This window comes from Streptococcus sp. 400_SSPC (genome assembly GCF_001072745.1).
Taxonomy (GTDB): Bacteria; Bacillota; Bacilli; order Lactobacillales; family Streptococcaceae; genus Streptococcus; species Streptococcus xiaochunlingii.
Window position 1 is genome coordinate 1 of the sequence record NZ_JVIQ01000066.1, and the last position, 19,300, is coordinate 19,300.

Annotated in this window: 21 protein-coding genes; 2 read left to right on the forward strand and 19 right to left on the reverse strand. The window is 42.6% G+C overall.

Going from position 1 to position 19,300, the window contains the following annotated elements:
• Positions 1-158: 158 nt before the first annotated feature.
• A complete protein-coding gene (locus ADH49_RS08035) occupies positions 159-2,066 on the reverse strand; it encodes a DUF2207 domain-containing protein (RefSeq protein ID WP_048691456.1) in 1,908 nt (635 codons plus the stop codon).
• A gap of 120 nt (positions 2,067-2,186) precedes the next feature.
• Between ADH49_RS08035 and ADH49_RS08040 the strand changes: the two genes are divergently transcribed.
• Positions 2,187-3,749, forward strand: a complete 1,563-nt coding sequence (locus tag ADH49_RS08040; protein ID WP_048691458.1) for an ABC transporter substrate-binding protein/permease — start codon at positions 2,187-2,189, stop codon at positions 3,747-3,749.
• Complete coding sequence (locus ADH49_RS08045) at positions 3,749-4,489, forward strand: amino acid ABC transporter ATP-binding protein (RefSeq protein WP_009732258.1); 741 nt, start codon at positions 3,749-3,751, stop codon at positions 4,487-4,489. The genes ADH49_RS08040 and ADH49_RS08045 overlap by 1 nt, the downstream gene beginning before the upstream one ends.
• Positions 4,490-4,684: 195 nt before the next feature.
• Here the strand turns inward: ADH49_RS08045 and ADH49_RS08050 are convergent, their stop codons facing one another.
• The 18 genes from ADH49_RS08050 to ADH49_RS08135 form a co-directional block, all read right to left on the reverse strand.
• Entirely contained in the window at positions 4,685-4,900 is a 216-nt protein-coding gene (locus ADH49_RS08050) for a hypothetical protein (RefSeq protein ID WP_006594972.1), read from the reverse strand.
• Between the two features lie 109 nt (positions 4,901-5,009).
• Complete coding sequence (locus tag ADH49_RS08055) at positions 5,010-5,897, reverse strand: SPFH domain-containing protein (RefSeq protein ID WP_023022202.1); 888 nt, start codon at positions 5,895-5,897, stop codon at positions 5,010-5,012.
• A 59-nt stretch (positions 5,898-5,956) separates the two neighbouring features.
• Entirely contained in the window at positions 5,957-7,207 is a 1,251-nt protein-coding gene (gene ilvA, locus ADH49_RS08060; protein ID WP_048691460.1) for a threonine ammonia-lyase IlvA, read from the reverse strand.
• Positions 7,208-7,421: 214 nt separating this feature from the next.
• A complete protein-coding gene (gene ilvC / locus ADH49_RS08065; protein WP_023022200.1) occupies positions 7,422-8,444 on the reverse strand; it encodes a ketol-acid reductoisomerase in 1,023 nt (340 codons plus the stop codon).
• 65 nt (positions 8,445-8,509) lie between these two features.
• Complete coding sequence (gene ilvN, locus ADH49_RS08070) at positions 8,510-8,986, reverse strand: acetolactate synthase small subunit (RefSeq protein ID WP_006594976.1); 477 nt, start codon at positions 8,984-8,986, stop codon at positions 8,510-8,512.
• Complete coding sequence (locus tag ADH49_RS08075; RefSeq protein WP_048691463.1) at positions 8,979-10,679, reverse strand: acetolactate synthase large subunit; 1,701 nt, start codon at positions 10,677-10,679, stop codon at positions 8,979-8,981. The genes ilvN and ADH49_RS08075 overlap by 8 nt, the downstream gene beginning before the upstream one ends.
• A 187-nt stretch (positions 10,680-10,866) precedes the next feature.
• Positions 10,867-11,466: a response regulator transcription factor gene (locus ADH49_RS08080; RefSeq protein WP_048691466.1), complete on the reverse strand. Its 600-nt coding sequence runs from the start codon at positions 11,464-11,466 to the stop codon at positions 10,867-10,869.
• Between the two features lies 1 nt (position 11,467).
• Positions 11,468-12,565: a sensor histidine kinase gene (locus ADH49_RS08085; protein ID WP_048691468.1), complete on the reverse strand. Its 1,098-nt coding sequence runs from the start codon at positions 12,563-12,565 to the stop codon at positions 11,468-11,470.
• Complete coding sequence (locus ADH49_RS08090) at positions 12,562-13,302, reverse strand: ABC transporter permease (protein WP_048691472.1); 741 nt, start codon at positions 13,300-13,302, stop codon at positions 12,562-12,564. Before ADH49_RS08090 ends, ADH49_RS08085 begins: the two co-directional genes overlap by 4 nt.
• The gene (locus ADH49_RS08095; RefSeq protein WP_048691473.1) at positions 13,271-14,188 is read right to left on the reverse strand and encodes an ABC transporter ATP-binding protein; all 918 of its coding nucleotides are present in this window, start codon (positions 14,186-14,188) and stop codon (positions 13,271-13,273) included. Before ADH49_RS08095 ends, ADH49_RS08090 begins: the two co-directional genes overlap by 32 nt.
• A complete protein-coding gene (locus tag ADH49_RS08100; RefSeq protein WP_048691475.1) occupies positions 14,175-14,372 on the reverse strand; it encodes a hypothetical protein in 198 nt (65 codons plus the stop codon). The genes ADH49_RS08095 and ADH49_RS08100 overlap by 14 nt, the downstream gene beginning before the upstream one ends.
• Positions 14,369-14,560: a hypothetical protein gene (locus tag ADH49_RS08105; protein ID WP_023027681.1), complete on the reverse strand. Its 192-nt coding sequence runs from the start codon at positions 14,558-14,560 to the stop codon at positions 14,369-14,371. The genes ADH49_RS08100 and ADH49_RS08105 overlap by 4 nt, the downstream gene beginning before the upstream one ends.
• A 127-nt stretch (positions 14,561-14,687) precedes the next feature.
• Positions 14,688-15,257 (reverse strand): SP0191 family lipoprotein, encoded by a 570-nt coding sequence (locus ADH49_RS08110; protein ID WP_048691478.1) that lies wholly within the window; start codon positions 15,255-15,257, stop codon positions 14,688-14,690.
• A gap of 161 nt (positions 15,258-15,418) precedes the next feature.
• Positions 15,419-17,083: a DAK2 domain-containing protein gene (locus tag ADH49_RS08115; RefSeq protein ID WP_048691480.1), complete on the reverse strand. Its 1,665-nt coding sequence runs from the start codon at positions 17,081-17,083 to the stop codon at positions 15,419-15,421.
• Between the two features lie 2 nt (positions 17,084-17,085).
• Positions 17,086-17,451, reverse strand: coding sequence for an Asp23/Gls24 family envelope stress response protein (locus tag ADH49_RS08120; RefSeq protein ID WP_006594986.1), 366 nt, complete (start codon positions 17,449-17,451; stop codon positions 17,086-17,088).
• 324 nt (positions 17,452-17,775) lie between these two features.
• Positions 17,776-17,964: a 50S ribosomal protein L28 gene (gene rpmB / locus ADH49_RS08125; RefSeq protein ID WP_001140948.1), complete on the reverse strand. Its 189-nt coding sequence runs from the start codon at positions 17,962-17,964 to the stop codon at positions 17,776-17,778.
• Positions 17,965-18,082: 118 nt separating this feature from the next.
• Positions 18,083-18,778 carry a LiaF transmembrane domain-containing protein gene (locus ADH49_RS08130; RefSeq protein ID WP_048691483.1) on the reverse strand — a complete coding sequence of 232 codons (696 nt, stop codon included), beginning with the start codon at positions 18,776-18,778 and terminating at the stop codon, positions 18,083-18,085.
• 4 nt (positions 18,779-18,782) lie between these two features.
• Entirely contained in the window at positions 18,783-19,229 is a 447-nt protein-coding gene (locus ADH49_RS08135) for a LytTR family DNA-binding domain-containing protein (protein ID WP_048691486.1), read from the reverse strand.
• Positions 19,230-19,300: the final 71 nt, after the last annotated feature.

Sequence of the window (19,300 nt, forward strand, 5' to 3'; positions counted from 1 at the left end):
GTAGGGCTGTAAAAGCTGATGAAATCAGCGTAGTAGAGCCCACTCAACCACTGCGTCTTGCTCAACAATCCCAAAATAATTGAGAGGCTAGGACTTTTGTCCCAGCCTCTTCTATAAAATTATACACACAACTGTGGCTAGCTAGCACTTGTGCGACTCTAAAAAGCACCGAAGCCACCGCCACCACCGCCACCAGAGAAGCCACCACCAGAACTACCGCTTGAAGATACTGTAAAATGACTAGCAGTTGTCGCGGTCGTTCCATAAGTAGATAAGAGATGGCTGGAATGGATCAGATTACTACGAAATGGAGTGTAGACATAGGCATCCATACTTGGGTTATCCAAGTGGATTTGACGAAGTTTCATCACTTTACTTACTTGATCTGCAAAACCAAACAGAGTAGCATAGACTAATAAGCGATTCCATAAAACCAGCGATTGAACTTCTGCTTCTTCCAAATGAGCGATATCCCGCAACATATTACGGAAGCTATCCCAGTAATAGCGCTGTTCTGCACCGAGGTCCGTTGGGACTCCATCCCGTCGATAGAGGGTGAACTTCCCTTGGAAGGATGCCGGAAGAATCCACATTATCAACACATAGATCACACAAAAGATAGAGAGCCAATTCAAGATGAAATAAGCAATTAGGCCGGCTACCAAAGCAATGCTCCACGCAGCCCATCCAAAGAAGAGACACATACGGCCTGCACGTTCCTCCCCTACCTCTAAAGGACGGTAGTAAGGAGAAAGGGCAAAGGTTTGGATCTTTTGTTGAACTGCCTGAGCGACACGAGAAATCGCTGCATCAATCCGATCTTGCGCTTGTTTTCCTCTCTTGCGAATGGCATCTTGCTCTTTCTCAGACGCATATTTATAGAGAGAATCCGAAATTTCATAATCTGAAAACAAGTCATCTGTTCTACAATATTTTTGAGAACCGAAAGCAAGTCTAAGAAACTCGCGCTCAAATTCATCCAATGTATCTTCATTTTGAATGGTTAAAACTGTATGAGTGTCGTATTGCTCACAGATGATATTTTTTCGATCAATCAAATCAAGTAAGGTTGCTTGCACCAACTGATCAAATTTAAAGGCGCCCCGAGCATGTTTTTTGGTTGGAGAAATCTCATCTAGCTCTGTAGAGTATACAATCGAGGCCATTAGTAGAGGCGCAACGTCATTTGGAATCTCATACAAGCGGCTATTTTTTGGGAAAACTCTGGTAGAAGTCACAGATTGCATGAATCGATAACGATAATAAATAGCAAGAAGAAGGATGAACAGAATAAGGATTGGGAGTAGGACCTTCATAAATAGGCGAATCCAGGTCCGTTTTTGAACAATTCCTGCTTCCGTCCGATGATAGTTGGACTCCTCCATCAAACCTGTATCGCGATAGGATTCCCCAAAGGAAGCTACATCCGATTTCCGCCAGTAAGCATAAATCTCAACACCTTCTTTTCGTTTCAGATTCTCTAGAGTAGCCTTATAGTTTGCTTCTTCTTTCTGAACAGTTGCCTCAGCCCCCATATAAGCCGTATGGATATTCAGTTCCGATTTCGAGGCAGGCGTGGCAAATTTCGGGATAACCTGTAACTCTACTTTTTTGACCTCTTGATCCCCATCACTGATTGGTTTCCAGTTCAATAATAGGATATCTTGGTGAACATAGAGCAGGTTTTTTAAGCGCCAGGTAACCTTTATCTTGACAGTATCCCCTGCACTTCCGCCGTTATAAATCTTCACCTGATAACCATCGCCTAAATTATGAACTTCTGGTTCTTGCGACAAGGTTCTACCTTCCACTTCCACCAAAGGAGGAATTACTATTTCAAAACCTTGAGGCATTTTACCCGCACTTCCCAAGGTGACATATTGACCATTATAGGAAGTTGTAAAATGATAGACCAATTCTTCCTCATAGGTAGCATCGTCCCAAGTTTCCAAGGTAAGAGTCCCCCGATAAGACTGAACCTCATAGGAAGGACCATCCGCTTTTACAAAACCTGTTATAAATAGACAGGCCATCACTGCCAATAGAACATACAGAATTTTTTTCATTTCCCCTATACTCCTTTGGTTTATTATAGCATTTTTTCATGAAAAGGTTATCAGGTTTGAAAAGTAGACCAATTTCCTGTACAATAAGATGATACTATTTATAAAGGAAGAGGAGACTACATGAAAAAAACAATTTATGCTCTCTTTACCGGACTACTTTTGTGTCTGGGAATGAGCCATATTGTCAAAGCAGATGAGTATCTCCGGATTGGAATGGAGGCTGCGTATGCTCCTTTCAACTGGACTCAAGAAGATGATTCAAATGGAGCCGTAAAGATTGATGGCACCAATCAATATGCCAACGGGTACGATGTTCAAATCGCCAAAAAGGTTGCTGAGGGACTAGGTAAAAAACCTCTGATCGTAAAAACATCTTGGAACGGACTAATTCCAGCCCTCACTTCTGGGAAAATCGATATGATTATCGCCGGGATGAGTCCTACTGCTGAGCGCAAAAAAGAGGTTGCTTTTTCTAATAGCTACTATACTAGTGAGCCAGTCATGCTGGTCCGCAAAGATGGAAACTATGCGAATGCCTCTAGTCTAGATGACTTTAAGGATGCAAAGGTCACCTCTCAACAAGGGGTCTACCTCTACTCTCTCATCTCCCAACTCAAGGGTGCAAAACAAGAAACTGCAATGGGTGATTTTGCCCAGATGCGTCAAGCTTTAGAATCTGGTGTTATCGATGCCTATGTTTCTGAGCGTCCAGAAGCCTTGACAGCTGAGTCCGCTAATTCAAAATTTAAGATGATCCAATTCAAAAAAGGTTTTGAAGTTGGGGAGGAAGATGCAACCATCGCTATCGGGATGAAGAAAGGGGACAGTCGAATTGACCAAGTCAATGCTACACTAGCTAAGATTTCATCTGAAGACCAAGTCAAACTCATGGATGATATGATCAAGAAGCAACCCGCTTCCAGTGATGCTAGCGATGATGAGCAGACTTTCTTCAGCCAAATGATGAAGATTTTGAAAGATAATGGCCCACAGTTCTTACGTGGAACTGGTATGACCCTCCTCATCTCCATGACAGGGACAATCGCTGGCTTGATCATCGGTTTGTTAATCGGTGTCTTCCGGACTGCTCCTACGTCTAAAAACAAGGCTCTCGCTGCCTTGCAATCATTCTTTGGTTGGTTCCTCAATGTCTACATTGAAATCTTCCGCGGAACTCCGATGATCGTTCAATCCATGGTTATTTTCTACGGTTCGGCCCAAGCCTTCAACATTTCCTTGGATCGTACCTGGGCCGCCATCTTTATCGTTTCGATCAATACAGGGGCTTATATGAGTGAGATTGTTCGTGGAGGAATCTTGGCAGTGGATACTGGTCAGTTTGAAGCAGCGACTGCTCTAGGAATGACCCATGGACAAACCATGCGCAAGGTCGTCCTTCCTCAGGTCGTTCGGAATATCTTGCCAGCGACAGGGAATGAATTTGTCATTAACATCAAGGACACATCTGTCTTGAATGTTATCTCCGTGGTCGAACTTTACTTTACAGGAAATACGGTCGCAACTCAAAACTACCAATACTTCCCAACCTTTACTATTATTGCAGTTATTTACTTTATCCTGACTTTCACTATCACCCGTATCCTACGTTACATCGAACGTCGCTTAGATTCTGATACCTATACAACAGGTGCCAATCAAATGCAAGTCAAAGAGGTGAAATAATGGCAGAAAAAATACTTGAAATCAAACACTTAAAAAAATCCTACGGTCAAAACGAAGTTTTGAAGGACATCTCTCTTTCTGTTGAAAAGGGCGAAGTAATCTCTATCATTGGGAGCTCTGGTAGCGGGAAATCTACCTTCCTTCGCTCCATCAATCTCTTAGAGACACCGACTGATGGAGAAATCCTCTACCGGGGGCAAAACGTTCTTGATCCTGACTATGATCTCACCCACTATCGGGAAAAATTGGGCATGGTGTTCCAAAGCTTCAACCTATTTGAAAACTTAAATGTCTTAGAAAACACCATTGTCGCTCAGACAACTGTCCTAAAACGGGACAGAGAAACGGCTGAGAAGATTGCTAAAGCGAATTTAGAGAAAGTTGGTATGGGAGAACCTTATTGGGCTGCTCGTCCAAAACAACTTTCAGGAGGACAAAAACAACGGGTCGCTATCGCTCGTGCTCTCTCTATGGATCCTGATGCCATTTTGTTCGATGAACCAACCTCTGCTCTGGACCCTGAAATGGTCGGAGAAGTTCTTAAAATTATGCAAGACTTAGCCAAAGAAGGCTTAACCATGATCGTGGTCACCCACGAAATGGAATTTGCACGAGACGTCTCAAGTCGTGTTATCTTTATGGACAAGGGGGTCATCGCTGAACAAGGTGATCCAAAAGAAATCTTTACCAATCCAAAAGAAGAACGGACCAAAGAATTCTTACAACGTTTCTTAAACTAAAACAAACTCCCTCACTGGAAGTCCTTCCGATGAGGGAGTTTTTAAATACCATCAATTGAAAGTATGATTCCACACATAAACTTGTTAAAATCCTTTGATAGATATGAAGAAAGCTAGTGATACTTTCCTACGATATCCTGATTTATACTATATAAAAAGAAGGGAAGCTTTTTCCCTTCTTTTTTATATCTAAGTTTAATTTTCGAATTTTTGATGATTCTTATCATAAAAATCGATCAAGCCAAGCGCAGTTTCAAACGAAATGTTTTTCACTTTTGCACGACCTTGCGCAAGTGCAATGATAGACATTTCACGGGCGTTCGTTTCTTTACTGATACGATAGCCAGTGATCTTTTTATCACGTACCCAACCAACAACTGATTCCACTTTTTCGAAGTTCGATTTAGCCATGATTCTTCTCCTATATTATTATTTCCAATACTAATATAAAATTTTTTGCATATTTTGTCAACCATAATAGCTGAAAATACGAACAATTTTAAAAAAGTCAGATATTTTGTTATTTAGCTTTTAAAGCTGAGAGGATTTGGGTACGAATATTCTCTACACCATCCGGATTTGCTGGTAAGAAGAGGGTATTGGTGCCTTGTTTTTCTGCAAAGTTATTCAAAGTATCCAAATATTGGTTGGTCAAAAGAATCGACATAATCTGTTCTTCTGTCAAATTCACATTGGTGTCTTTCAATTCCTTGATAGAATCTGCCAAACCATCTACAATAGCCTTCCGTTGTTCTGCAATCCCGACCCCGTGAAGGCGATCTTTTTCAGCTTCCGCTTCGGCTGCAGTAACAATTTTAATCTTATCCGCTTCAGCCAATTCTTGGGCAGCCACACGTTTCCGTTGAGCAGCGTTGATCTCATTCATTGACTGCTTGACTTCAGCATCTGGTTCAACCTTGGTAATCAAGGTTTTTACAATGATATACCCGTAGGTTGACATTTCTTCAGCTACTTGTTTTTGAACCTCAAGGGCGATTTCATCCTTTTTCTCAAACAATTCATCCAAGGTCAACTTTGGAACAGATGAGCGCAAGGCATCTTCGATGTAAGATTTGATCTGAGCTTCTGGGCGCATCAATTTGTAGTAAGCATCCGTTACATTGTTTTCATTTACACGGTATTGTGTTGCGACATTCATGGTAACGAATACGTTATCTTGTGTCTTAGTTTCGACTACAATCTCGCTTTGTAAGAGACGCAATTGCACACGCGCAGCAATTTTATCGATACCAAATGGTGCACGGACATGAATCCCACTATTGCTGATCTTTTGATAGCGTCCAAAACGCTCAATAATTGCAACAGATTGTTGTTTCACCACATAGAGTGAGCTAATGAATACAGTAGCTCCAACTACTAGAATAGCCAATAGAAAAATCCAAATCATTTCCTGATTCTCCTTTTTATTTTATTACTTTTTTAAGTGACTCTTTGTTAAAGAAACCATCATACCAACATGTTATAGAGGGTTTCATTTCCATTTAGGTTAATGAAAGAAGGGTCAAATTGTTCAATCCGATTGATCAGACCTGCATAGTCATGCTTATCTGCCAAAGCAACCCCAATCAAGACTGGGCCAGTCCCCTTACTTGCTCGTTTGATGTACTCAAACCGCGTGATATCGTCATTTGGTCCTAAGATATCATTTACAAATTCTCGAAGAGCTCCTGGACGTTGCGGGAAGTTGACGATAAAGTAGTGTTTGATACCATCATAGATCAAAGCTCGCTCTTCCATCTCTGGCATCCGGTTAATATCATTGTTCCCCCCAGAAATCACACAGCAAATGGTCTTCCCTTTGATATACTCTCTCAACACTTCTAAGGCTGCTACACTGGCAGCTCCAGCTGGTTCTGCAACCAAGCCTTGCTTAGAATAAAGATCAATCAAGGTCTCAGAGATCAAGCCCTCGTTGACGCCAATCAAGGTCTCAACATTTTTTTTCGTTGCCTCATAAGTCAACTGGCCTACCTTTTGAACAGCAATCCCATCCGCAAACTTATCAATCTGTTTGAGTTTTACCGGGCCTCCAGCTTCAAAGGCTGCCTTCATCGATCGAGCCCCATCTGCTTCAATTCCAATAACCTCGATTTCCGGCGCTTGTTCCTTGATATAGGTGGATACTCCGGCGATGAGGCCTCCCCCACCAACCGGTACTAACACCGCATCGAAGGCAATGGATTCTTTCTTAGCTTCCTCTAGAATTTCGTAGGCTACAGTTCCTTGACCCGCTTGGACATTGGCATCATCAAATGGATCAATGAAGGTACAGTTTTTAAGTTCAGTATATTCCTGCGCCGCCTTAGAAGAAGCATCAAAAGTATCTCCTACTAATTTAATGGTCACATATTCTCCACCGAAGAAACGAACCTGGCTAATTTTTTGCTGAGGTGTCGTAATCGGCATAAAGATGGTCGCTGGGATTTTCATCTCCCGGCAGGTGTAGGCAACTCCTTGAGCGTGATTGCCTGCTGAGGCACAGACTACTCCTCGCTCTCTCTCTTTCTCATTCAACTGAGAAATTGCGTAGTAGGCTCCACGAATCTTAAAGGAACGAACCCGTTGCGCATTTTCCTTCTTTAAATAGATTTTTGCTCCATATTTTTCGGATAAATAATGATCATAATCTAAGGGAGTCTCAACAACCACACCCTTTAAGACCTTGTGGGCTTTTATGATATCTTTCGATGTTATCATGTCTTCCTCTTCTTCTCCTTATTTCATCTAATTATATCAAAAGACTGCAAAAATTTCATCGTGTTTTCCAAATTTTCAGAAAAATCACCCAAAATGCTCGCAATGGCACGTCTCTTCATACAGATTCTGCTAAGTGGTTGAAAACACCTTCCAAACCATCTCTACCATTGATGAAAAAGAAGTTGGGATTTCTCCCAACTTCAATCTCGATGGCTTAGTTGTAAATCTTAAATGCATCGTCATCGTTTTTTCCGACGAATGGCATTGCTTTACGCAATTCTGCACCAACTTTTTCGATTTCAAGGTTAGCAGCTTGTTCACGGTAAGCTGTCATTTTCGGACGACCTGCTTTGTAGTCGTTCACAAAGTCATTAGCAAATTTACCGCTTTGGATATCAGCAAGGACAGCCTTCATGTTTTCTTTTACTTGCTCAGTGATGACACGTGGGCCTGATACATAGTCACCGTATTCAGCAGTATTTGAAATTGATTGACGCATTTTCTTGAATCCACCTTCGTAGATCAAGTCAACGATCAATTTCATTTCGTGAAGAACTTCGAAGTAAGCCAATTCTGGAGCGTATCCAGCTTCCGTCAAGACTTCGAAACCTGCTTCGATAAGAGCAGTCAAACCACCACAAAGAACGGCTTGTTCACCAAACAAATCTTCTTCCGTTTCTTCTTTATAAGTTGTTTCCAAAAGACCAACGCGTGCTGAACCAACACCTTTACACCAGTCCATGGCGATATCTTTAGCATTTCCTGTAGCATCTTGGTAGACAGCGTAAAGCGCTGGCACACCAAATCCTTCTTCATAGGTACGACGTACCAAGTGTCCTGGCCCTTTAGGCGCACACATGAAGACGTCAACATCTGCAGGAACTTTGATGAATTCGAAGTGAATGTTGAAACCATGAGCAAAACCAACAGCGTTACCAGCTTCCAAGTTTGGCGCAATTTCTGTTTCGTACAATTCTTGTTGGATTTCGTCTGGTGCCAAGATCATGATGACATCCGCCAATTTAGTTGCTTCTGCTACTGTGTAAGTATCAAAACCATCTTCTTTTGCTTTCTCAAAAGATTTACCAGGACGAACCCCGATGATCACATCGTGACCTGAATCACGTAAGTTTTGAGCATGGGCATGCCCTTGTGATCCATAACCGATCACAGCAATTTTCTTACCGTCAAGTGCTGCTACTTTAACATCTTTTTCATATTCCATTTTTACTGCCATTGTTTTTTCTCTCTTTTCTATATTTATTGCCTGTTAGGCTATTTTAACAAATTTAGGTTGGATTTTTAGTCGCGGGTAAATCCAGTTGCACCAGTCCGTGCGACATTCTTAATCCCATAAGGACGAATGACACGCAGAAGAGCTTCGTTCTTCTCTGCATTCCCTGTCATCTGCACGGTGATGGAGCTCGGAGCTACGTCTACCACAGTCGCGCGGAAGGGCTGGATAATAGCCAGCAATTCTGCCCGTTTCTCTGCAGGTGCTGAGACCTTGATCAGAATCACTTCACGTTCTAGGTGAGGTTTATCTGTGATATCTCGAACGCGAATCACATCGACCTGGCGGTTGAGTTGCTTGATAATTTGTTCTACTTCATCATGAGACGCAACATCAATAATGATGGTAATCCGTGATACATTAGGATTTTCTGTTGCCCCTACTGAGATACTCTCAATATTGACTTGGCGTCTCGACAAGACACCGGTAAAGCGATTGAGGACCCCAGACCGGTTTTGAAGTTTGGCTGTTAACATTCTACGCATTAAACTTCACCCCCAACATCTCATGATTGCTCTTACCAGCTGGTACCATTGGTAGAACGTGTTCTTTACGAGAAATGTCAATCTCGATGAACATCGGTACATCTTCGGTAATGACTTCTAAATCTTTCTCAAGGGTTTCAGGATTATCAAATTTGTAGTTTTTAATCCCGTAGGCTTGGGCCATCAATTGGAAGTCAGGCAAGGTTTCAAAGACAGACTCTGATGTCCGCCCATCATAGAAGGCTTCTTGCCACTGACGAACCATCCCCAGTGAATGGTTGTTGAGCATAATGACCTTGATCGGAACCTTGTAAACATTCAAAATAGCCAATTCCTGGTTGGTCATCTGGAAACCACCATCTCCGACAAAGAGTACGACTTCTTTATCTGGATTGGCAATCTTAGCACCAATAGCGGCTGGGACACCGAATCCCATGGTTCCTAGACCACCAGAAGTCACCAACTGTCGTTCGTTTTGGTACGGGTAGTACTGAGCAGCCCACATTTGGTGTTGGCCAACGTCTGTCACGACGATGGCATCCCCCTTAGTCAACTCACCCACGCGTTCAATAACTGCTTGGGGTTGGACCACGCGTTCTTTCTTATCGTAAGAACGAACCCGATTTTTATCTTGGGTAACTTTCTCAACCCATTTCTCCGTATTGGTATGAACCACTGGCTCTGCTAATAACTGTTGGAGGGCTTTTTTGGCATCGCCAACTACTGGAATATCAACTGCAATGATTTTACCAATCTCTGCCGGGTCAATGTCAATGTGAGCGACTTTGGCATTCTTCGCAAAGGTTTTTGGATTTCCTGTCAGACGATCATCAAAACGACAACCGATGCTAATCATAAAATCCGCTTCGGTCATGGCAATGTTGGCCGCAAAAGAACCGTGCATGCCTCCCATCCCAAGGAAGAGAGGGTGGCTGGTTGCAATCGTTCCCTGTCCTAGAAGACTAGTTACCACAGGGATCTGATAGCGTTCTGCTAAGGCTACCAATTCGTCCGCTGCTTCTGCATAGCTGACGCCACCTCCAGCCAAGAGGACTGGTTTCTTAGCCTTTCCCAATTGCTTCAAGATTTTCTTAATCTGTAATTCATTTGGTTCAATAGTCGGCTGGTAACTTGGAATGTTAATGGCCGGATTGTAAATATAATCTGTTTCTAAGGCAGAGACATCTTTTGGAAGGTCAATGACGACGGGGCCTGGACGCCCAGTTGTTGCAATATGAACTGCTTCCGTGATAACCCGTGGAATATCCGCTGTCTCACGTACTTGGTAATTGTACTTGGTAATCGGCATGGTAATCCCAACAATATCTGCCTCTTGGAAGGCATCCTTCCCGATCCCAGAACGGTTGACCTGACCAGTAAACACAAGAAGAGGAACACTATCACTCATGGCATCCGCAATCCCTGTAATAGCATTGGTTGCTCCAGGTCCACTTGTGACGACGGCCACACCCAGCTTCCCAGTTGATTTGGCATAGCCTTCAGCTTCATGCAAGCAGCCTTGTTCATGTCGGCCAAGAATGTGTTTGATCCCTTTAAAACTATAAATAGCATCATAAAGGGGCAAAACCGCTCCACCTGGGTAGCCAAAAATGGTATCAATCCCAAGGTCTCGAAGCGTTTCTAGCACAAGCTCTGAACCTGTCTTTGCAGTTTCTAAGGTAATTTTCTCCATGTCTCTCCTTTCTGTTTCTTTGATTATCAAATGAGCATGCTACTATCATACCATTTTTGGAAAATATTTCAAGGAAAAATCACAAATTTTCTGAATTTTCTATCCAAATCCGAATAATGAGATTTCTCCTGAAAAAAGAACAATCCAATCAAAAAAAGTCTCTAGGAATCCTAGAAACTTTGCTTGCTTATAGCCAGCCCCTTTCTTGGGCAATCTTTGCTGCCTCGGTCCGGTTCTCTGCATCCAATTTAGTCAGAATCGCTGACATATAATTGCGGATGGTCCCGTTAGAGAGAAATAAACGATCAGCAATTTCTTGGTTGGAAGCTCCTTTGGCGACTTCTTTTAGTACTGCTTGCTCCTGAGAACTTAGAGGATTGGGATGGGTCAAGATTCCCTCCATTAATTCAGGAGAATATTCTTTTTGACCTGCCAAAACGGTATGCAGGGTGCCCATCAAGTCCGTGATGCGGCGTTCTTTTAAGACATAGGCATCGACTCCAGCCTTCAGGGCCCGCTCAAAGTAACCCGGCCGCTTAAAGGTGGTAACGATGACAACCTTGAGCTGGGGTTGTTGACTTTTGGCCCATTCCAACACTTCTAGCCCTGTTTTGATGGGCATCTCAATATCTAAGATAGCAATATCGACTGGATGGGTTTCGAGTAAGCGAATAGCTTCTTGCCCGTCTCCAGCCTGCAAGACTTCTTCTACATCCTCTTGAAAAAGCAAGAGCTGGCAGAGGGCATCGCGTAACATACTTTGGTCTTCAGCAACTAATAAGCGCATCTTATTTCCTTTCTTGATAGGGGATCCATATTTCTATGCGGGTTGGCTTGTGACGACGACTGATCTCTAACTCTCCTCCCAATAAGGCAATCCGTTCGCGAATCGTGTGCAAGTCCTTGTCGGAGACTTTGTCAAAACCGATCCCATCATCTTCTGCGATCATTTCGACACCTGTTTCAGTGGAGCGATAAGAGAGAAGGGCTTGCGTTGCTTTGGCATGTTTGATCATATTAGTGGCTAATTCCAGAGACACCATGGCCAGGGCAGACTCTAGGATCGGCGAGATGCTAGCTGTATCGAGCTCATTTTCGATCTCCACTGTGACTTGCGCCACTTCTAGCATTTGCTGGACGGTTTCTAGCTCTCTTGCCAGGGTTCGCTGCTTCAAGTTCTCCACAATCTCTCGGACTTGGTGCATGGACTCTTGACTAATGGCTTGAATCTCTTGCACCTGCTCCTGCGCCTTCTCAACCTGACCAAATGCTAAGAATTGATCAGCTAGGTCTGCCTTGACACTGAGCATGGCAAAGGTGTGGCCTAGACTATCATGCAGATCGCGCCCAATCCGATGGCGTTCGTTTTCTGCCAGCAAGAGATTGATCTGGGCATTTTGCTTGGCATGATCAGCTTTCAACTCTTCCACCATCCGAATCCGGATCATGCCGTAGGTCATGGCATGGGTAAAAAAGAAAATGATGATTAAAAATACCCATTCATACTCCATCGCACTCTGTTTGAAAAAGATGGCCCCAAAAAGCAGGAATTGCGATAGAAAAACTGTCCAAAGATAGGGAGAGCGAAAATTGCGAATCTCAAAGTGATAGACCAATAGGTTGCTGATGAAGAAATAAAACCAAAAATAGTTGGCGTTAATAAAAAGAGTATTTCCTGCTACATAGGCTAGGAGGTATAGCCAACAAATCCAGGTCAGCTTTTTGTTTTCAGTAATCAAGACTCCTAGATAGGAAGCAATAAACAAGAGGGCTAAAAAGAAGTGCCAGTATGGGACATCCCCTAATAAAATAGAGATAAAGGGAAAGCCCATAAAGACTAGGCTAGCGTAAAACATATAATGGATACGCTTGAGTTTTTCAATCATGAACGAACCTCAGAATGACGACGATAAACAATGACAAGGGTAAACAAGACCAGGGTAAACAAGGTTAAATAGACACTAGCGAGAACATTGATCTGCCCCTTGTTTAAAAAGGTCTTGATCAGCTCCATCAATTGATAGGTTGGTAGGCATTTGCCGATGGCTTGCATCCATTCTGGAAAGAGGCTAATGGGCATCCAAAGGCCACCCATGACAGCGAGCCCCATGTAAAGGAGATTACCCACAACAGACATCAATTGACTAGAAGGAAGCAGGGTCAAGACCAGACCCAAAGCCACAAACGCTAGGCTTCCTAGGATGAGAATAAAAGCCGACAAAATCCAATCTTGTAGGGACATATTCACATGGCGCACCACATGGCCCACGGTAAAGACAACTCCAATCGATAGGAGAAAATCGACAAAGAGACCCGCAACCTTTATTAGATAATATTCTACCATAGATACCGGGGTATGGCGCAAGACTTTTTGCCAATTGTTGAGTCGATCGGTTTCAAGAACTGTTGGAAAAGAAAAGATAGCCGTAGACATCATGGAAAAAGCCGTCATGGAGAGGAGATAATCCCTCATAAAGTGAGCGGGTGCCCCTGGTGTGTCCTGGTACATCCCTGAAAAGAAGAGATAAAAGGCCGTGGGCATCCCAATTGATAACAAGTAATAAATGGCTTGGCGTCGAGTCAAATGCCACTCAACCACGCCGAGAGCTTTCATGCGTTTCATCTTCTCTACCTACTTCCTTTGTATTTTCAAAAATAGAATCCAATAAACTTCGATTGGTCACCTCGATCTCTTGGATTGAACATCCTTCTTCCTGCAATCGCCTCCACAAACGATTGGCATCACCTGTCACAACCTGAAGGGCATCGGGTTTGACCGTCACTTGACCAATCCCTTCCATCCCGGCCACTAGAGCTTTGTAACGCAAAGGCAGGGTAAAATGTTTTTCTACCTCTTCACTTCTCATAGCGAGAGGTGTTGTATCTCGAAGCAAACGTCCCTGGTGCAAGACCAGGATCCGGTCAGCTGTATGCTCTACTTCCTCGATATAATGGGAAGAATAGACTATAGTCACACCTTGGTCCTTTAAATGCCCGACGATCTCCCAAAAGCGTTGGCGAGTGGACGTATCCATGGCAGCCGTTGGCTCATCCAGAAACAGAAGACTGGGACGACCAATCAAGGTCAACACAAAGGATAAAAGACGCTTTTGCCCACCAGACAGCTTACTGGCTAATTGCTTCTTTTGTTCTGGAGTAAAACGCAATAAATCATCGATGTCATTGACCGTTAAAGGGTTGGGATAAATGGAGCGAAAGAAACTGATCAGTTCCTGCACGGTTAGCTTTTGCACGATGGCATTCTCTTGAGGGAGATAAGAGACACTATCCTTTAACTGAGGATGACCAGGAGCTTTTCCTTCTATTTTAATGATTCCAGAAGTTACCTTCCTATCTCCTAGGAGGCAATCCATCAAGGTTGTTTTCCCAGCTCCGTTTGGCCCAATAAAAGCCAAGCAATCCCCTCTCTCAACTGTGAAAGAAAGATCTTCTAGGATCAACTTTCCTTTGATACTTTTGTTCAAGTTCTCTACTCTAATGACACTCATGAGACTCTCCTTTCAACCAAATCTGACCAGCTGGAATGATGACATAGACGACCAAGGTCACTCCCCAAACCGTTTGGAAAAACCAGCTAGGAAAATGGGCAGAAAACCAGCCCGTCACCATCTCAGTTGCCCAAAGGAGCAAACACAAAACAGCTACCAATCCAATTTCAAGTTTCTTTTTCATTGCTCCATCTCCTTTTTAACAGCCTTGACCATTTTCAATCCTTCTTGGACCGCCCAGCTCATGATGCCAATCCCAGCAAATAATTCCCAAGGGAAATGGTAATAGAGACTATCATCCTTTGAAAAGATTAAATAGACGACCATCCCAACCACTGTTAACGTAAACACTTTATAGAACCATTGTTTCATTTTTCCTTACCTCTTACTTTCTGACTTTATTATAGCGAAAGGAATAACAGGCCACTAGATGATTTTGTCACTGGCTCACATGACAAATGTCATGGAAAATAAAAAAAGGCCGGACAAGAGTCCGAGCCTATGGTGCTGGGGTTTCTTCTTTGAAACCATGGAGTTTTAATCCTGTGAAAACGGTCGATGCCTTGATGTCTTTCAGGTCACCGATACCAAGATCCTTAAAGTAAGATAGATCTTTAACCTTGTCCCAATCAATAGTTTCCATATCAACAGAGACCGTTGAGGCTAATTTTTTCTCTGGAGTGACCTTATATTCGATACTGAAGCCAGCTGTGTCTTTCAGAGCCTTGTATTCTGAATCTGACTGCAAACCTTCATTGATAATTTTTGTCATCTCTTCAGGACTTAGATTAGCTGAGTTAGTGGCAATTTTTTCTGGTAGGGCCGATAAAACATCTAACTTTAATTTCTGAACCTTATCACCTTTTGTCGTGATGGTGTAGCGATGTTGATTGCCATTGATTTCTGCAGTGAGAACCTTGGTTTCTTCTTTTGCCTCACTGGTAACAGTTTCACTTTTTTCTATCGAAGTAGTGGTTGAGCTTTTTGATGTTTCTGTGGACTGAGACTTAGTAGCACACCCTGTCATCACCAAAAGCAAAGCTCCTAAAAAGCAGATTACCTTTTTCATTTGCTTTTTTCTCCTATTTCTATTTTTCTAAAGTATAACATATCAAATAAAAATTGTCTAAAAACACCTATCTAATCGCTTTCATAAAGCTTTTTTTATCAAAAAAAGGGCCAAAAAATCATTTTTTGGCTCTTTTTCCTACTATTTTTGAATTTTTTTGATTATTCAACGCTAAACAAATATGGGTAAACTGGTTGATTTCCTTGATGAATTTCGACTTCGACGTCCTCATATTTAGCCATCAAGTTTTGAGCCAAGTCATTGGCTACTTCTTCTTTACCATCTTCACCAATATAAATAGTGACAATTTCACTATCTTCATCCAACATCTTGTCAAAGGTTGCTGTCAAGGTTTCCATCATATCTGGATTGGAAACGACGATCTTACCATCAACCATTCCAAGATTGTCGTTTTCATGGATTTCAAGACCATCAATAGTGGTATCACGAACGGCTGTTGTCACACTACCTGAAACAACATCTTCCAATGAAGCGCTCATGCGTTCGTAGTTTTCTTCGATCGACTTGCTCTCATCAAAGGCAAGAAGACTGGTCAATCCTTGAGGGATGGTCTTGGTCTCTACGACAGCTGCAGGTTGTTCAATGACTTCTGCTGCTGATTGAGCGGCCATCAAGATATTTTTGTTATTTGGCAAGATAATGATGTTGCGCGCATTCAACTCTTCAACAGCTTTGACAAAGTCTTCTGTTGATGGGTTCATAGTTTGACCACCAGAGATGATGTAGTCCACACCTTGCGCTTTGAAGATATCCGCTAATCCGTCACCCGCAACGACTGCAATAATAGCATATTCTTTTGCTTCAGCTGGTTTCGCTTGACGCTCTTCTTTTTCAACTTGTGCTTCGTGCTGGTTGCGCATGTTGTCGACTTTTACCTTGACCAAGCTACCATATTTCAATCCTTCTTGCATAACAAGACCTGGATCTTCAGTATGGACATGGACTTTGACGATTTCGTCATCATTAACCACTAATAGAGAATCCCCAAGATTGTTCAAATAGTTACGGAATTCGTCGTAGTCAAAGTCTTTGACATAGGTTGGGCCTTGTTTCAAAGCGACCATGATCTCTGTACAGTAACCAAAGGTGATATCTTCGGTTGCCACATGGCCCGCTACGGACTTGTGGTGCTCTGCGTTGATCATTTCTGACATGGTTGCTGGAGTCGCCACAAATTCTTCAGAAGCGATGAATTCTCCTGTCAAAGCTGATAAGAACCCTTCATAGATGAAGACCAAACCTTGGCCACCAGAGTCCACCACACCGACTTCCTTCAATACTGGAAGCATATCTGGTGTTTTGGCAAGGGCTGTTTTAGCTCCTTCAAGGGCTGCACGCATGACTTCTACTGCATCATTGGTTGATTCTGCTTTTTTCTTAGCACCGATAGCAGCACCACGAGAAACGGTCAAGATGGTCCCTTCAACTGGCTTCATAACCGCTTTATAGGCTACTTCAACCCCTGCTTGGAAGGCTGCCGCAAGGGCTGCTCCATCCAATTCATCCTTGTCTTTGACGCTTTGAGAAAATCCGCGGAACAATTGAGAAGTAATCACTCCTGAGTTTCCACGCGCTCCCATCAAAAGCCCCTTCGCAAAGATATTTGCTGCTTCACCAACAGTTGAAGCAGAGCGATCGGCTACTTCTTTTGCACCATTTTCAATGGTCATCCCCATGTTGGTTCCAGTATCACCATCTGGTACAGGAAAAACGTTCAATGAATTGACATACTCGGCTTGTTTATTTAAGCGAGTAGCCCCTGCTTGGACCATTTCTTGAAATAAACTAGTTGTAATTTTAGACACGATTATTCTCCCACAATTTTAATGTTTTGGATATAGACGTTGACTGTATCCGTTGTGATTCCAAGTTGATTTTCTAAACTGAATTTGACACGCTCTTGAATATTTTTTGAGACTTCGCTAATCTTTGTACCATAGCTCAAAACAGTGTAAACATCAACCGCAATACTTCCTGCTTCCGCTGTTTTCACAACGACACCCTTAGAGTAGTTTTCCTTACCTAAGAGAGCTTGGAAATTATCTTTAATCGCGTTTTTGCTGGCCATTCCAACCACTCCAAAAATTTCAGTGGCTGCACCGCCTACAACAGTTGCGATGACATCATCGGTCAATTCAATTTGACCATCTTTTGTATTGATTTTTACTGTCATAATTTCTACCTCAAAAGTATTTTATATTCTATTTTACCATAAAAGAGGGCGTGTGTAAAAGGGATACACCTTTCTCCTATCGGTTGATACAAATGTCCAAAAAGAGGAAAAATGAAGAAAAAGAAAAGGGAGTGGGAAAGAACTCCGTAAAATAAAAAAAGTTGAAAAGGTTCCCCAAACCTTTTCAATTTTCCCACCCCCGCGCAGTTGATTAGGAAGTACGAATGTTTCAAACATGAGTAGTTCCAATCAACCACTGCGTCATACTACTATTCCTATCAAAAAGCGAAGGCTGGACACTTTATGCCCAGCCTTCTTTCTTTATTAAACGCGTTCTACTTTACCAGATTTCAATGCACGAGCTGAAGCCCAAACTTTTTTAGGTTTACCATCGATAAGGACAGTTACTTTTTGAAGGTTTGGTTTTACGGCACGTTTGGTTTGGTTCATCGCGTGTGAACGGTTGTTTCCTGATACAGTCTTACGACCAGTAAAATAACATACTTTAGCCATTCTGTTTTGCCTCCTATTAGATCTAATATTACGGATGTGCTAGCACCACATACCGTACTATATTACCAAAAAAACTTTCTCTTGGCAAGACCTTTGAATAAGTTTTTCTTAGATCGGCTTATGAAAAGTTATTCTCACCTACATAGATGATTTCTAGATTCCCCAGTGAGACCTCTCCGACGATGTAAAAGTCTTTGCTGGTTAAATTGCTAGGATTTTCCTGGTGTTGGATGGCTGACAGAGAACTTTCTACATTGACATGAACCCGCCAGTCGCTCGGGACATAGAGACTCAAACTTCCAAGGGAGACATCCACCGCAAACTGGGCTGAGGGTCCTTCGATCCGACAATTATCAAAATAGATAGAAGCTTCTCCCAAGCTCACATCCGCACTTCCGCCCGTAAAATTCTGATCATTCAAATACTTTGTCACTGTAGAGAAGGAGACATCGATGTCATTGCCAGCAGTTTGGGAAGATGTTCCTGCTGAGTAGGAGTTCCAAGTCGCTTTTGCTTTTTTGGAAGGCTTGAAGAGAATATTGAGACCGATCACCGCTAAAATAGAAGAAAAGATGACCACTGAATTGGATACTGGAAGAAAATGGTATTGGCCGTTAAGGGAGAAGAGGGCCAAAATCCCATATAGGAAGCCCCAACCAAAGTGGCGCTTCAAGAAACTAGAGAGGGACAGGACTGCGAGCAAGACAACCCAAGTTAGCGTCCAGATACTGATCTCCCATTTTACAAAATAGCCTTGTAAGAGCACCAAAGCTGCTAGGAGGATTAAGAAAATCCCAATTAGTTTATTTTTCATTTTGTTACCTCATTTCCTTTAACCGTTCTTTTAAGATTTGATAATAGTGTCGGGACACGTGTACCTGCTTATGGGTTTGATAAAAGTTTACTGTACTGGTTCCCGAAAAAGATTTTTCGATGGAATAAATCTGCTTGGTATTAACGATGGTCGACTTGGAGATGCGACAGAAAGCAATCGGCAAGATCTCTTCCAATTCGTAGAGTTTTTGACGGACCTCATATGCCTCTTCTCTGGTATGCCCATAGATCTTTTCACCATCTGTCTCAAAGAAGAGAATTTCTGACACATCTACAAAGTACTCGCTTCGATCCTTGTAAAAGGTCAAGGGCGTCATTTTTTGCTCCAAGATCAACTGTTGCAAGCGGGCGACATCCTCCGTCAATCGAGGAGCCCGAATGATCATTTCCGGCTCATCCATCTGCGGATCTAATTCGATGCGAACTTTCATAGGACTCCTTTCTTAACCTTTGTTAGTAACATTATAACAGGTGTTCAAAATCTTACAAGACCTTTTCGGTA